Genomic DNA, 15,939 nt, shown 5'->3' on the forward strand with positions numbered 1-15,939 from the left:
CTCCGGTTTATTCGGTCAAGCACAGCGCTTGATTTTCCAGTTGACTGAAATTGAGTAATGACCAAATCAGTAGCCGACGGTTTTCTTTACCGTCGATATGTTCGTGCAGCAGTGTTTCGATGCTCGCGTAATCTAACTGCTGATAAATGCCGTTTGCAGGATTGAGCAGCGTTTGTTTTACAAAGTCGATGCTTTCGCCTTTAAACCAACTGGCATCCGGTGAACTAAACCCCTGCTTTACTGATGACGTAATGGATGAAGGTATGTGACGTGACATTACATCCCGAAGAATTTGTTTACCGTCACTGGTTTTCTGAAAGTGGAGCTGTCTTTTTTCTTTCACTTCGTTTTCGTTAACCCTTACCACTTCAGAAAGGTTATTTAATTTGAGGCTGACCGGGCATGTCATGGCAAAGTCGACGAGGTCATTGTCCATAAAGGGCACTCGTGTTTCCAGGCTATGCGCCATACTCAGTTTATCTTCTACTACGAACAGTCCGTGCAGGAAGGTTTTGGCCTCAAAATATAATGAGTGATTAATGTAATCTTCCGCGCTATTGAGCTCATTCTGGTGATTCTTAAACACATCCCTAAAAATGTCGCGGGTTGAGATATGTTTAACATCATCCCAGATGGGTGCAAATACCTGTTCGAGCATGGGCTCCGGCATCAGACGTTGCCAAAAGCCATAATACTGGTCGATATAATGTTCGAAATTCTTATTCACTGCCGCGCGATAATAACGCCAGGGATAACCGGCAAACAGTTCATCACCTCCGGCCCCGGATAGCACCACTTTGACAAACTTACTGGCCAGCTTAGCGGCATAGTAATTCGGATAGCTCTGCCCTACTCGCGGTTCTTCCAGGTGATAAGCAAATTTGGGCAGACAGCGCTCCATGTCGCCGGCTTTCAGCACCATCTCATAGTGTTCAGTTTTGAATTTAGCTGACATGGCTTCTGCTTTAACACGCTCATCAAAGGCCAATTCAATACCGGATGCAGAACTCAAATCAAAACCACAGGTAAAGGTTTTGATATAAGGCAATTCATTAGAAGCCAGCGCGGTTAATGAGCCGGAGTCCATACCGCCTGACAAATAAGATCCCAGCTCTACATCACTGACCAACTGGCGCTGTACAGCCTGGCAAATTAACCGGTCTAACTCTTCCTTATACTCTCTGGCGTCAACACGGCCTTCCGGTTCACGAAAGCAGTAATCCCAATACTGAGTTATCTGCGGTTTAACAACCGACGCCTTCAGATTCAGTTTCAGGTAATGGCCAGCAGGCAATATTCTGATGCTTTTTTCAAAGGTCTTGTCAGTAAAGATATTCTGAAAGGTGAAATATTCAAACAGTGCTTCTGCGTCGAGTGCTGAACGATACCCTGCGGTGTTTACAATGGCCTTTTGCTCCGAAGCGAACATAAAACGGGCAGGCGAAAAATCATAATACACGGGTTTGATCCCGTAGCGGTCACGCGCTATCAACAAGGACTGCTCTTTTCTGTCCCAGAGTGCCAGCGCGAACATGCCGTTAAACTTCAACAGAGCCTGTTCACCCCAGGCAATGAGCGCATATAGCACCACTTCGGTATCAGAGTCTGAACTGAACCAGTAACCCATCGCTTCCAGCTCTTTACGCAGTTCGCGATAATTGTAAACTTCACCGTTATAGCTGAGCACATAGCGATGCTCTACCGATACCATGGGCTGACGAGCCGAATGAGACAGATCGATAATAGCCAGGCGTCGGTGACCCAGCGCCACGTTTCGTTCCAGCCAGTGTCCTTCACCATCCGGTCCACGATGGACTAATGCGTCAGTCATCGCCTGAATTTGATCTGGCGCTGCTGCCTGACCGTCAAGGTTAATGAATCCCGTAATGCCGCACATGGTCAGGCTATCGTCTGTAACGCATTAACCACATACTGGTAGTCATCAGCGTTCATTTTGTTGTGCAACGGAATAGCCATGGTGTTGTCGTTGCATAACCTGGCACCGGGATAGGCATCGTCGGTTAACTGGAATTGCGCTTTATAGTAATTAAGCATATGTACTGCATGCGTGCCAGGACGCGTTGAGATCCCCTGAGCCTGTAATTGCTCCATCATATCATTTCTGGCCATAGGCGCTTTTTGCGGATCGACATAAACGACAAACGCCTGCCAGGAATGACTTACATTGGCCGGCACGTCAGGCAGCAACAGCCAGTCGATATGCTTCAGTGCATCACAGTAATATTGTGCCCACTGCTGACGCTCTGTAATAAACTGCCCCAGCTTTGCCAGCTGCGCCAGTCCTACTGAGCCCTGTAAATCGGTCATTCGGTAATTAAATCCGAGAATATTGAAATCCGGCAATAGGTAAGGCTTCGGGCCATGATGGCGCTGCTCTTCAGATATTTCGGCGCCATGATTACGCAGTTTTATCATGAGCTCAGCCAGGTCATCGTCGTTGGTGGTGATCATGCCGCCTTCACCGGTGGTGATCACTTTACGAGGGTGAAAGGAAAAAGCCGCCGCATCACCGAGGCTTCCGGCAAACTGGCCATTAATTTTTGCGCCAGCGGCACATGCCGCATCTTCAATCACCTTAACCTGTGGCGGCAATTGTTGGCGGACTGCCGCTACATCAACACATAAACCAAACAGGTGAACCACAATGATCGCTTTCGTATCAGTCGTCACTTTTTCGGCTATTTTACTGATATCAATATTGTTAGTGCGCGGATCCACATCCACAAATACCGGTGTCGCACCGCAATACATCACCACATTAGCCGTAGCCACCCAGGTAAACGCCGGCACCAGCACTTCATCACCTGGCCCAATGCCCATCGCCGCTAAAATCAAATGCAGTGAGGTAGTACAACTGGTCGTGGCAATAGCCTGTTTGACCCCATGATATTGGCCAAACTGCTGCTCGAATTCGCCTACTTTGGGGCCCTGAGTCAGCCAGCCCGATAAAATCGACTCTTTGGTGGCTAACCACTCGTCTTCACCGGTACTCGGTAAGGATATGGCGATATTTCGCTTGGTCATTAGTATTTGCCTTTATGAGATTCGCGCCACGCAATCAAATCCAACAGCCCCTTTTCCAGTGAATCCTGATAAGTAAACTGAAGGTCCTGTTGCGCCTTTTTAGGACAGCCAATGCGATTTTGAACCATCCGTCGGGCATCTTCTTTACTGTATGGTTTGTACTGTACTTCTAAATCAGACTGCTTGAGACGGAGGATCAAATCGCACAATTCTTTGATACTGGTCTGAACGCCGGTGCCCACATTGTAAAATTCGTCGGTAACGTCGGCTTCCATGGCCAGGATATTCGCTCTGGCGATATCCCGAACCGAAATAAAATCATAAGCCTGGGAACCGTCACCATTAATCACCGGCGCTTCGTTTGCGTCGATTTTGTTTAGCATAATAGGCACTACACCGGTGTATGCCGCAGTCTGGTCCTGATGTGGGCCATACACATTCATATAACGCAGGCCCACGTAGTCGAGACCGTAACGGTCATAGGTAGCCCGGCACATGGATTCACCGGCAATTTTGGTGGCGCCGTAAAAATTACGGTTGTTGAAAGGATGCTCTTCGGTCATCGGAACTTCAACGGCATCGCCGTAGACCGACGCCGATGACGAGTACACCAGCCGTTTTACGTTATTCTTTACGCAGACTTCCAGCACGTTAAACGTCCCCTGAATATTGACGTCAAAAGCGGTACGGGGATAGTCTTTACAGTGCAATAACCACATTGCGGCCAAATGAAATACGCCATCAATGCCTTGTAATGCATCATTTAATATATCCACTTCCCTGACGTCGCCACCATGGGGATACAAGGTACAACGGGGATCCTCGAGGAATGCTTCGATATATTCCCGCTTGCCACGGGTAAAGTTGTCGTAAATGATAATTTCAGCAGCGTCGGACTTTAAAAGCTCTTCAACCACATGACTGCCAATAAAACCGGCTCCACCGATTACTAAGAAACGCTTATTCGTTAAATTCATTTAAATTCCTTGCTCGACCAGGATTAAGTAGTTTTCGCACTGCACGTCAACACGTTGCCAACGAGCGCTAAAATCCACATTGCCGGGTAGTTTTGATTTATCAATGACAACGCAATTCAAACCGAAGTCGTCGGCCATTTCATCGATCTTATGCAGATTCGTAAACGGATAGGTCGCTGCATAACGGCTCTCAAACCTTTCCGCAAACGCTTTATTCAAATTAAAACAAAACACCAGTTTATGCTCTGTTCGCCCCAGGATCCGCCACAGTCCGGTTGCGGCATGATAAGGATAGAGCAGTAGCGTCAGTGACCCGCGATGGTTCGCTAACCAGTTTAAAACGGTCAGGTCATCCTTAGCGTCTTTGACCATTACACTTTGTCCGGTCAGTTTAGGGTACAGCAGGTATTCAAGAACAAAAATGGCCGCACCGTAACCCGTTAGTAAATAAAGCAAGTAGGTTTGCCCATAGGCCACACAGTAGTTAACGAGCTCTACACAGATAAGTAAGGCAATACAATTTAAATAACGCTCTGCCTCACCTAAGAAAAGAAACAGCCGGGTTGAGGTCAGTAAAAAAATGAACGCTGCAGAGAGCACCACAAAAAAAGCACCGGTCGATAATAAGGCAGCTTCAGGAGTCATCAGTGTAGCAATGTAGAAACCTATCAGCACCATCAGTACCGGCAGTTTCAGCAGTACAATGGTGTAGGAATTGGAGACAAAAAGACTGTTCATTGCGCCGGCAATAAATCGTTTTGATTGATTCGCTTCATATACCGGAAAAGCACGCATGGCATTTCGCTGGCTGATCGCCCCTTCCCCCCTTCTTACCATATTGAAATACCAAATAAGGTGTTCAACCTGGTTACGAAACGCGTCGAAGAAATAGCCCCCGGATACCCAGTTTGCCAGGACTGCGGCAATCATAATAACCACCACCGGCGTGACATCGAAGGTCATCAATGCATACAACCCAGAAATAAAAACGATCGCCTGGAGACCAAATTTAAAAGACAAAATGGTCACAAAAGCAATCAGAGTAAGCAGTGATAAGGACACATAGAGCGGTATTGTATTTCCCAGCGTAACCAGAAGAAAAAACGTACTGAGTAAGATTTCACAGCTCAAGCGGGGTGTGAACCCGACAATTCGAGGCCCGATGGCTAAGGTGGAAAACCACAGCGGGGTCGTTAAATAGAGCATGACAACCCAGAATGCATAGTTGTCTGTCATCAAAGTAGACAGCAACAGATAGCCTGCCAGGCAAAATACAAGCTCAATCAGGGCATTGATATATTTACAGAAAGCGTACGTCAGCTCAAACGGAACAAGCGTCAGTAACCAGTGCCAGAGTAACGGCAACTTGGCCTCATTGGAGTGAACAACATTAGTTGGTACACCCGCAAACGGGCTTTGTCCGGTTGTTTTTAACTGGCGATAAAAATAAAAATGCGCATCACTGTCAAAACCGGGAGGCTTTAAACAGGCTGGTAACAACCGGAATACAGCCCAAACGACACAGAGTATTGCCAGTTCAACCCACATGCTGAGTTACTCTTGCAAAAATAGTCCAGTACAGCAGCAGGTAAACAAACAGAACGGATGCAAAAAACACCCACCATCCTGCCCTGAAACCCGCTTTTGGATCGATGAATTTTTCCTTCACCTGAATAAATTGCGTTTGGGAACCGGCAAACGCGTTTTCTAATTGTGTTTTAATCGCAGTATAACTTGAAGACGCAATGTAAATTTCCTCAGCGTCAAAGGCTTTGGCTGCATCAACTGAAATCACATCCACACCAAACAACCTGGTATTTTGTTTACCGGGATCATTGTCGATAAACGCAAGAATATTGCATTTATTTTTGTAATGTTGATAGACCCTGGCACCGGCAGCACCCGCACCAAATATGATCACGTTTTTCATTATCGATTACTTAACTCAACAGGCTTACTTACTGGCTGCGACACTTTAATCCTGCAACAGCGCACCAGAATCACTGCTTTGACACTGGTATTTATAAGTAAATATCGGCCTCGTCCCTGATAACTTAACCATTGGGGTTACAAATTTACTATTCGCTCACAAACCCTGGCAGGCTGCATCTCATCGCGGATGCGGCGTAATTGGCTCGCATTTGCCGTGGCGAGCAACGCGGATTGATTTAGTAATGATACCGCGATTTTCACTGCCTGTTCTGCATTTTGTGATTTAAACACATGATCTTTAAAGCCAAACTTTGACATGACCCGTTGGGTATCGCCCACATCCGTAGCCACGGCCTGACAGCCATACAATATCGCCTCGACCAGCGCATTAGGGTAACCTTCCACTACTGAGGTTTGAATAAATACATCAGCATGATGAAAATACTCATGCACATTGGTCACATTCCCCATCAGCATCACCTGGTCAGTCAGCCCTAACCGACGGATCTGTTGCTCAACCTCCGCCCGCATTTCACCATCGCCAAGCAGGATGGCTTTTGTCTCTGGAAGGACTTGTGTAATGCCTTTGATAATATCGACAAACAATAAAGGGTTTTTCACCTCGGTAAGGCGCATGGCTGCACAGATTAATGGCCCTTGTTTATAGTCGGCAATTAAACGGTTTACCCTTTCATCCTGACCTACCGGGTGAAGCTCGCAGGCATTATCGACCACCGGTAAAGGCGCGTTCAGCGATAGCCATTGCTGGTAATACTCGGCGGCCGCACTGGCATTGGCATACAGGGCAACATTCGGGTTTGTCAGTATTCTCTGGTACAACTGAGCAACATCAGAAAGCGTCAGGTAATCCGGCAGGGTATGATAAATATCCGGCTTAGCACTGCGAACAGACAACACAATTTTTGGCACATTCACAAAGCTGGCAGCCAATCCGGCAAAAATATTGGTCTGGTCCATAAAGGCGAGTAATTTGGCTGGCCGAATCTGGCCAAGCAAAAGGTAAAGTCGTTCCAGTAAGAAAAATTCTTTGGCCATAAACAGCCGGGCGACTTCGCCAGCCACCGGCTGTGGCGAAAACTCCGGCGTTGCATCCACCGTAGCGCGAATGGTATCAATGGCGTGATGGATTACGCCAAGGGCAGTCAACTCATTAAGCCAGTCAGCCGGTTGCGAGGACGTCCAGGTGATCAGATGGACCTCATAGCCCTGCGCCAAAAAGCCCTTGGCGACCAGATACATTTGCCGTTCAGCGCCTCCGAAAGACAAACTCGGGATACACAAACACACCCGTTCCGCTGCAAACTCCAGACCTTCGTGGGAACCGGCTGTAAAAGTAAAGTCGGGGATAGTAGCTGATAACGTTAACTGCTGAACAGGCTTATTCAGGTAACAGACCGTATAGTCTCCCAGGCCCTCAATTTGCCTGGTAATCGCCTCACCAAACTGATGGATATCGGCAACAACAATAATAATGACGTCATTATTGCTGTACTGTTTTAACACCCCAGGGGAATAGATATCCAGCCCAAAACGCTGGCCCTGACTTTGCGGGCTGCCTGTTTGTAGCTGGCCGTCGATAATACCGGCAAACCGAAATCCGTACTGATGGATAACATAGGGCAAGGTTGCGGCCACTCCCCAGGCAAAAACCTTTTTCTGTGCGCTGAGCGTGTGCTGGAATAGTTCGGGTGTCAGTGCTTTCATAGTCTGCCGGTGTTATGAATATCACCAGGGAAGTTATTTCCCTGATTAACGGGCTTTTCTGGCCAATGAGAAATACAGTTTTTCATAATCATCCACCATCCGCTGCAGAGAAAAAAACGAATCCACAGCCGTTTTAACCGGTTGCGCAGCATGTTGTTCTATTTGTGCCACCAGCGCTTCTGATTGTGAAGGTTTCACAAACCGGTGTCTGTCACTCTCTGGCACACATTCCCTGACCCCACCGACATCAAAACCAAACACAGGTAAACCGGTACTGGTTGCTTCTATCACACCTAAGGGCTGGTTTTCCGCTTCGGCACAGTACAACAATATGTCGGCGGCATTGAGGTATTCGTTCATACGACTGGCATCATCAACAAACCCGGTGCTGAGGTAAGTAAAGGCCTCAAGATGCTGCTGTGCGGTATCATCGATGCGACCAATAACCAACAAAGTGAACCGGACATTGCGTTTTCTAAGAGCTTTTAATACTGATAAATTATTATAGAACCCTTTGAAAACATTACGAGAACTATTCGCCGTGATGGCGATTACAAACGCCTGTTCCGGAATACCCAGGGAAGCTCTGACAACACTTTGCGAGATAGGATGAAACACGCTTTGATCAATACCATTGGAAATGACGCGCACTTCTATTGCCACTTTTTGGTTGATCATCTTCTTTAACCATTCAGAGGGGGAAACCAGTGTGAGGTGACTGGCATGGCGCAATACATACAACTTCACATGGTATAAAAACCGCGTGAAATCAAATTTACTCTGCAATGGCCAGGTACCAATTTGTGGGCACGGGCCGCACTGGCTGTTAAACCGTTCACAGCCCAGCGGATGAATGCATCCCGCCGTAATTACCGAGCAATCATGAGCAGTCCAGATAACCGGTTTAAAATAGCTGAGTATCAATAGCGTGAACGGTGAAATTGATCCGGAGATATCATGAAAATGAAATACATCGGTATCACGAAACTCTTTTTTGAGTAGCAACCGGGGCAACTCCATTGGCAGGAGCTCCGGAAAACCAAGGGTGCGTACATGCCAGTGGATCTTCTTGATCAGCTTTTCAAACCGGCCATACAACGGCCGGTTAATCTGGTTAAAGCCCTGGCGTGAGCTGCGGGATAAATGCACGACACAATGGCCTGCCGTCGTCAATTTGTGAGACAACTGTTCGGCAATCTTACTGGCACCACCACCATAGCGGTCGGCTTTGCTGAGCAGACAAATTCGCAGTTTGCCAGGACGATGGTCAGTCATCCGTTTGCTCGTTATAAGTTAAAAACATTTGTTGCCAGGCTTGCCATTTCGCTTCAGTCAGAAACCCTTTAACCAAAAACTCGGGATATTTATAATGTCGGGTCAATCGCGCGCGAACGCCTAAATTCAGGATACGTTCTGACGAATCCAATAGGCGGTTAGCCAGGCCTACGGTTCTCACGTTATCAAAAACAAAGCTGTCTGAGTTTATAAAACGCTTCACGAATGCCTCTTCTACCGGCAACGCCGTATTCTCTTTCAATTCGTATTTATGAAATACGTAGTCAAAGGCTTGCAGCTGGTGCAGGTAATCAAGAAATACCCATACCCTGGCATGATGCTGGCTTTGGATAAAGTTTGCACCGCCGAAAATATTGCCGGGAGAAAACAACACACAAGCTTTCCCTGCTGCTGCAGCGAGTAAGGCATCGTTATCCATATGTGGCGTTATCACTAATACGCCCTTTTCAAACTGATACTCCTGGAAAAATGCCTGCCAGTCAAAATCCGTTGAACGGATATAAACCAACACCGGGGCATCGAAAATGACACGCTTTACTGGCTCTTGTTCCGGATCCAAACACACATCCACATTCAGTGCCTCAAACTCTGATTCACAAATCCGCTGCATCACGCCGGCAAAGTCATTGCTGTCAGTGAGCAAATGGACCTTGGTGTGTTTGATCTGATGGCGCGCATAATCCTTGAATCCCCGATCGGCCAGTGAGTGGGTACAGTCAAAAGCACCTTTATCGGTAGTAATGGCAAAGAGCATATCGTCAAAGGTCGATAGCCAGTGCTGTCTGGCTTCTTCGCACACTTCAAGTACTTTTTCTTCACCGCCGGCAATATTCAGCAAACGGGTAAAGAGCGCGTTAATAAAGTTAACCGTGCCATAAAGGTAGTAGAACAACAGGCTCTTGCCATGCTTGTAAGAGGCAAACAACAACACCTTCTGCTGTTCAATGAGAAACTCAACCTCAGCCGGCGTGGTAAATGGCTTTTGAATATAAGAGCGAAACACCTCAAGTTCGTGCCTGAGGGTATCGTCACTGTATTTGCTATCCAGTTTGTGCTTGAAATCAGCATAGTCAATTGGCGAAAACGCTTGATTTTTGACCTCACCAAGGGCTTGCTGCTTTTCTTTAGCGGTAGTGGTAATCAGTATATTTTCTGCTTGTAAGCTGTTAGTTCCGCTTATTTTTGCGCCGTCAGCCGTGTTGTAGCAATCCACTTTGTGCTGCGCCAGTGACTGCTCGAGCATGACCTTGGCCACTTTAAACTCATACTTGGTAAACACCCGTGGCGAGAAGTTACCTTCCACCATAATCGAGGTGTTGTTTTTATCCGCGTAATCATAAAACTCTTCGCCGTCGCCATCGTAATAACCCGAGGATGAGGAATGATGCTTTTTCTGCTCTTTAAAGCCCAAATCAACCCCAAACAAATACACCTGACTAAATCCAAGGCTTAGGATCAGATTGAGCGAAAAGTTCGACACCGTGGGAAAGGCGAACTTCAACGACTCAAACTCGCTGCGATTCAACACTTCCAGGGTTGACGTGGTTGAAGACTCGCCGTCTTTGAACGCCAAATAACTGTTACGGTAAAGTGCTACCGTATCCGGGTGGATCCCGTTACAGGAGAGCAAATCAATTTGTTTAAGGTAGTCATAGTCGGCCACGGAGGCCGCCCAGTCAAAACTCGAACGGTTTTGCTCGATTTCAGAATGAAAATCCGGGGTAATGCCATAACGGTTCAGCGACTGCAATGACGTGCCGCAGGAGATCAGTATCGCTTTATCCTGCCACTCTTTTATAAACTCAATCGCATCGTCCAGCGACGGGCCATTGCCAATCAGAAATACCGGCACATCCCTGGATTGCTGAGACAAATAGTTGGCGGGCTTACCTTTAAGAAACGACTGCTGACTTTTAATAACACTGTGGGTTTGATTGATCCCGTAATAGGCGTGATCAAAGTACTCACCCATGGCAATAACGGTTTGTAACTGTTCACGCAGTTGGGCTACCGCCGAGTTCAGCACTGAATTGTAATAAGTCTGATAGAAAAAGGTGTTGGCCAGGATGTAAGGACCAATGGAATAAAATCGGTTCAACAGATCGCGGAACAGGTTGCTGCCATCATCACCAATATTCAGATACAGACGACCACCATCTTTATCAATCTTGGTTAAGATCGCGTGCCAGTCAATTGCAAACAACGAGCTGTAGAAAAAGTCACGGTTTGGCTCACAAATAAATAAATTGCCGATCGTGTGATTTTCACACAGGGTCTCAAGCTGATAACCGGCCCCCAGGCCAAACATGATCAGTGATTTAACTTCCTCTGGCAGACGCAGTTTCGACTCTTCAGCCTTGAGCAGCTCTTCGGTTTCCTGCACCAATTGGTAATGGTGATAGTGTTTTAACTTTGTCCCGTGATAACCCAGCACCACACCATCTTTAGCCGGCGCTTCACAAAACCCCTGAAAACTTGCGCGACATTCTTCTCTTGCGTGCTGACCATACCAGGTGGTCAGGTCGTCCCGTTTAGCAATATTAACGGCCTGCTCATTATTGGTCTCAGCCACCGGTAGCCAGGTGCCCGGTTGGTAAGCGTTAAATTCTTCATAAATATCAGGAAAGTATGCTTTAAAGGCCGCCATATTAGACTGGTACAGGGCGTTTTCCGGCGTCACCGACTGATAGCTGAATATATCGGCGGGTAAACTCCAGGCTGGCAAATACTCATTCGCTTTTTCTTCGGTATTGATGTGCAGACCGTTTTGCTTTAGCTGAGACCAGCAGCGATCGCGTATACTGGCTTCCACGGAACGAAAAACCGGATGATTGTAGTGCCGGTACAAGTAGAATCCGTCTACCGCTACCGCCTGCCGGAGCTCTTCCATATCCTCCACCAGATTGCGGCTGTCCATACCAAACTGAATGTAAATGCCGGTGCCTTTTTGACTGGCCAGGTTGAATATGTGTGACCAGTCGCAAAGGGTTACTGAGTTTTTAAAGTACGCTTCTTCAGGTTCGTAAATAACCAGGTGTTTTATGTCGTAATCATTCAGCAAGGATTCAATATGCCAGCCAATTCCGACGCCGAGCACCACCATCACATCGACGCTGGCAGGTAACGGCGTTGCCGAGGCTTTTTGTTGATAAACAGGCAGCGCTGATAAGGTTTGTGGCTGAGCGGTGGTTGCGGCGTCAGACGACCCCGTCTCCGGCTCTGCCGCAGAGAAATCCACGAACAATGGATGCTGACAAAACTGTTCAAGGTGCTGCGCCACTTCCTTCTTAGGCTCCAGCCCATACAGCGTGCGACCCGTACCCAAATCGACCAGGTTGATATCACCGTGTTTATTACTAAAGACCGACACATATCCTTTGTCTTCGGTCGTCACGATGTCCATCATCGACGGCATGCTTTGGGCGAAAGCATAAACATTTTTTCTATGTGTTTTGGAGATATGCCTCGCTAACTCACCGTCTAATAAAAGCTGCTTGTCTTCATCCGAATCCAAATGTAGCTTAATATTCTTTAACATGTTTATTTATTCCGGCAAACAAAGTAATTCAAAAATCAGACACTTATAATCTGAACTTGGTGCTCTATCCCTAACTCTTTGGCTACGGAAGTAATATTTCTCACAATCTCTTGCTTGAATGCATAAGAGGTAACAACAATGTTGCGGCTCCCCTTCTCAAGTGCCTGAGCCAGACTTTCAACCCCGACCCCTTTAAGTTGATAGGGGCCATTCACATCCGCTTTGCGATCAATCAGGCGCTCGATAACAAATCCGTTTGAGGCCGTCAGTTCATTGAACTGCTCAAAGAAAATCCCGGCTCCGTACAACGTGAACTGCTGCCAGCCCCGCTCTTCAATTAGCTCAATTAAATTGAGGATATTGAGATAATTATCATTTAACAGCAGGCCTTCCCGGCGATACAGAAAATGCTTATCAATAAGACTGCAAATGGCCTGCGGCCAGTGTAAGCGGCCAATCTGCCATTGCTCATGCTCATGCAAGCTGTCTATCACCTGCGCGGTGCCCAATCGTTCCACTTCGGCAATTTGCGAGTCAGAGATCACCGGATAGGTTTTATCTGCCCCAAAATTGTCCTGATGATAAAGCTGAGTATAGACAATACTCTCATTATAAGTGGGCAGGCGTACATAGCGAGCCAGTATGGCTACCGCCTCATCAGCACTGACAGATGCAAATTCATAGCGGTTGAAACAATCAAAAAAGGCCTCGATACCGGAGTAAAAACTGGCAACGACATGGGTATTTTCAGGCGTAGATTGACCCAGAACTGGCTGGCCTTGCTGGTCGTAACCAAGCGTGGTGCCTACGTCGCCAAGCAGAAAACTCTCGATGCATTCGGGCGACCGCCAGAGCATGCGTCTGAGGTTAAACTTATCGTTGTGGGCGCCAATAAAGCTCTCATAAAGAGTACCCAGTCGCTGATAAATACGGTTAGTGGAATAAAACAGCAAATTCCCTTTAGCGCGCTCACCAAGGGCCAGTTCCAGATGACTCTGGATAGTCCCGCCATTGCCCAAATCCACGGTTATGCACTGCGATAAAGGACCGTCAACCTGGCTTTCAAAGTAACCGGCAAAGCGCTGTTTTTCAGCTTCTATACGCTGCTTAACGGCCTGTTTGGATTTCTCAGCCTGCTGGTAAAGCAAGCTGAGAATATTACTGCCGTGATGATAAACGCTATCGGAATTCTTAAATTCCAGGGCCGAAAATTGCTGCAAAATATCATCCGGTTCCAACATGAAATCGGCATAAAAATTAGCAATGGTGTATCCCCGGCGTTTGATAAAGATTTCAATCAAACCACTAAACCAGTTTTGTTCCTCAATATCCACCGACGGCCAGAAAGTTGACTTGCGTGATACAAACAACTTTACCACCTGCAAATCCGACAGGCCGCGTTGACGCATGCGCTTTTCTATTAAGGGCGCAAAGACTTCACCTTCTCGCATCAAACACAAAACGTGCTGGGCCTCACTGGCAATGGCTTTGTTGATCACCCAATCGCAAAAACTCAGCAATGCCGGACCCCAGGTGAACGCCGATAGCTCAAAAGCATCCGGCATCAGGTTTGCCGGTTTGTGAGTGGTGGCGAGATGGCGAATGGCATTAAACGGGCAATGGGCTGAATAGAGCTTACTTTCCGCATTGAAGATACGTTTATCATCAAGCGCTGGCCCCACACGAACAGTCTGGATCCCGAACAGCCCGGCATTTTTTATATCAGCTACCGGATTATCCCCTACATGTAGCCAGGATTCGAAGGGCTGCTGTTCCAGCTCGGCGACCCGCTTGAATAACCCGCCTGAGGCTTTGTTTACGCCATGCTCTGAAGATACATAAAGCGGGATCTCAGCTAAAGCCGGCGCATTATGAAAGAAGCATTCACGGATTTGCCCGGCCGATAAATACATATCAGAGATAAATATCACTTTTATCCCGGGCGTATTTTGCAGTTTTAAAATCAGCGCTTTAAGTGTTTCGTCGAGAAAACCATAGCGCGCTTCAGTGGCGAGCTCCGCCTCCCGAAGCAAACTTGCGCTGTGCGTATCCACCGGCAGATGGCCAATGATTTGCTCCAGACTCACTTCCCGGTTTGCGGTTTTATTTTTTAGCTCACGTTCGGCATAGTGCCGCAATTCTTCATACTCAACCGGTGCCATTTTTGCGTTAAGCCGATTGGCCACCGAAGCATAAGCTTCAGCGAAAATTCTCGTTGGTCTGGCGACCTTGCGGAACACCAGCGTGTCGAACAGATCAAAAGACACCAGTTGCATGTCGTGGTTGCGTATAGCCTGTTCGATAGCTTGGATCAACTGACTCATTGGCAAATATCATCCCGGTGCTCAAAATAGGCCAGCAGCCGTGTCATGGTCTCGGCATTAGGCACTAACGTGGGATTATCCACCGCGCCATTCCAGCTTTTAACCGGTGTTCGCCAGTCACCATAATGTTCCTGCAGAAAAATTTCCGGCTGTACGGGAAAACGCAGAGGCCCGGCACTTGTGGGTCTGATTTCAGTTGGCAAAAAACCGGCAGTGCTGATGACGTTAGCGTTTGGCTCAAACCAGTAGGTTTTATCGTCCACCTGATAATGAATAATATAATCCACCATCACGCCGTCTTTGTAGGCCTGCAAAAAGGCCGGAAGTCGGCCCTGACTGAATTGTTTTGGGGCCGGGGATGCCCAGTGCTTGCCATACCGGGCTGTCAGGAAAGCTTCGGTTTGCGCCGGTATCCGAAACTGCAGCTGACCCACCTGCAGCACATCGGGTGCCGCCAACAGGTTTGCATCCAGCCAGTGTTCGCAATTCAGATCGCGCCACAGTCCCAGCCCTTCAGCGAAAGCAAAATTAAACAAATTCAGCCGCCAGCCGGATTTCTCAATGGTCAGGCCTTTCCCCTGCCCCGCTGTACTGCTGACATACCAGCTGTCCACCTCTCCCAACGCCGCGCCCAAGCTAACCAGTTCGGTCGCGCTCATCGGCGGGATCAACACCGATAAGGTATCAATTTCAGGATTCAACTGCCCGTCACGGTAAAGTGAAAGTAACGTGCCGGTGGTCAGCACATAGTCGATGTTCTGCTGTTCCAGGCTCTGCGTAATGCCATGTAAAACTGCCAGACCTTGTTGTAATGCCTGACTGTCACGGGCCCCAACATAGTGCTTGCGACACTCAAAACCTGCCGCCCTAAGCACCGGTTCAAGCTCCCAAACGGCTGCAATCTGATGCTGATAAACACCAAAGTCGATGTCTTTATCCCAGGGTAAAAAATCCTGATCGCGCACCATCCCCAGCAGCGAACCACCTATCAGGATGGCTTCAATACTGGCTTCGTCCGACACCATAAGCGCTTCCCGGCATATCTGGTGCACATTGGCGAATTCTGAATAAATTTTATTGAGTGAATAATGCATATTTATCT

Annotated in this window: 10 protein-coding genes; all 10 read right to left on the reverse strand. The window is 47.7% G+C overall.

Annotated elements, in window-relative coordinates; genetic code table 11:
- Positions 1 to 7: 7 nt before the first annotated feature.
- The 10 genes from asnB to AC27IB_RS00300 all read right to left on the reverse strand — a co-directional run bounded on the left by asnB (position 8) and on the right by AC27IB_RS00300 (position 15,931).
- Positions 8 to 1,897, reverse strand: coding sequence for an asparagine synthase (glutamine-hydrolyzing) (gene asnB / locus AC27IB_RS00255; RefSeq protein ID WP_487118072.1), 1,890 nt, complete (start codon positions 1,895 to 1,897; stop codon positions 8 to 10).
- Between the two features lie 2 nt (positions 1,898 to 1,899).
- Complete coding sequence (locus AC27IB_RS00260) at positions 1,900 to 3,045, reverse strand: DegT/DnrJ/EryC1/StrS family aminotransferase (RefSeq protein WP_487118074.1); 1,146 nt, start codon at positions 3,043 to 3,045, stop codon at positions 1,900 to 1,902.
- A complete protein-coding gene (locus AC27IB_RS00265; protein WP_487118076.1) occupies positions 3,045 to 4,022 on the reverse strand; it encodes an NAD-dependent epimerase/dehydratase family protein in 978 nt (325 codons plus the stop codon). Before AC27IB_RS00265 ends, AC27IB_RS00260 begins: the two co-directional genes overlap by 1 nt.
- Positions 4,023 to 5,570: a hypothetical protein gene (locus tag AC27IB_RS00270; protein WP_487118078.1), complete on the reverse strand. Its 1,548-nt coding sequence runs from the start codon at positions 5,568 to 5,570 to the stop codon at positions 4,023 to 4,025.
- Complete coding sequence (locus AC27IB_RS00275; RefSeq protein ID WP_487118080.1) at positions 5,560 to 5,952, reverse strand: nucleoside-diphosphate sugar epimerase/dehydratase; 393 nt, start codon at positions 5,950 to 5,952, stop codon at positions 5,560 to 5,562. Before AC27IB_RS00275 ends, AC27IB_RS00270 begins: the two co-directional genes overlap by 11 nt.
- A gap of 137 nt (positions 5,953 to 6,089) precedes the next feature.
- Positions 6,090 to 7,679, reverse strand: coding sequence for a glycosyltransferase (locus AC27IB_RS00280; RefSeq protein WP_487118082.1), 1,590 nt, complete (start codon positions 7,677 to 7,679; stop codon positions 6,090 to 6,092).
- Between the two features lie 45 nt (positions 7,680 to 7,724).
- Positions 7,725 to 8,954, reverse strand: a complete 1,230-nt coding sequence (locus AC27IB_RS00285; RefSeq protein WP_487118084.1) for a glycosyltransferase — start codon at positions 8,952 to 8,954, stop codon at positions 7,725 to 7,727.
- The gene (locus AC27IB_RS00290; protein WP_487118086.1) at positions 8,947 to 12,513 is read right to left on the reverse strand and encodes a 6-hydroxymethylpterin diphosphokinase MptE-like protein; all 3,567 of its coding nucleotides are present in this window, start codon (positions 12,511 to 12,513) and stop codon (positions 8,947 to 8,949) included. The genes AC27IB_RS00285 and AC27IB_RS00290 overlap by 8 nt, the downstream gene beginning before the upstream one ends.
- A 35-nt stretch (positions 12,514 to 12,548) precedes the next feature.
- On the reverse strand, positions 12,549 to 14,837 hold the full coding sequence (locus AC27IB_RS00295; protein ID WP_487118088.1) for an HAD family hydrolase: 2,289 nt from the start codon (positions 14,835 to 14,837) through the stop codon (positions 12,549 to 12,551).
- Positions 14,834 to 15,931 (reverse strand): LicD family protein, encoded by a 1,098-nt coding sequence (locus AC27IB_RS00300; RefSeq protein ID WP_487118090.1) that lies wholly within the window; start codon positions 15,929 to 15,931, stop codon positions 14,834 to 14,836. Before AC27IB_RS00300 ends, AC27IB_RS00295 begins: the two co-directional genes overlap by 4 nt.
- Between the last annotated feature and the right edge of the window lie 8 nt (positions 15,932 to 15,939).

It is taken from the genome of Alteromonas sp. 4NH20-0104 (assembly GCF_057547795.1).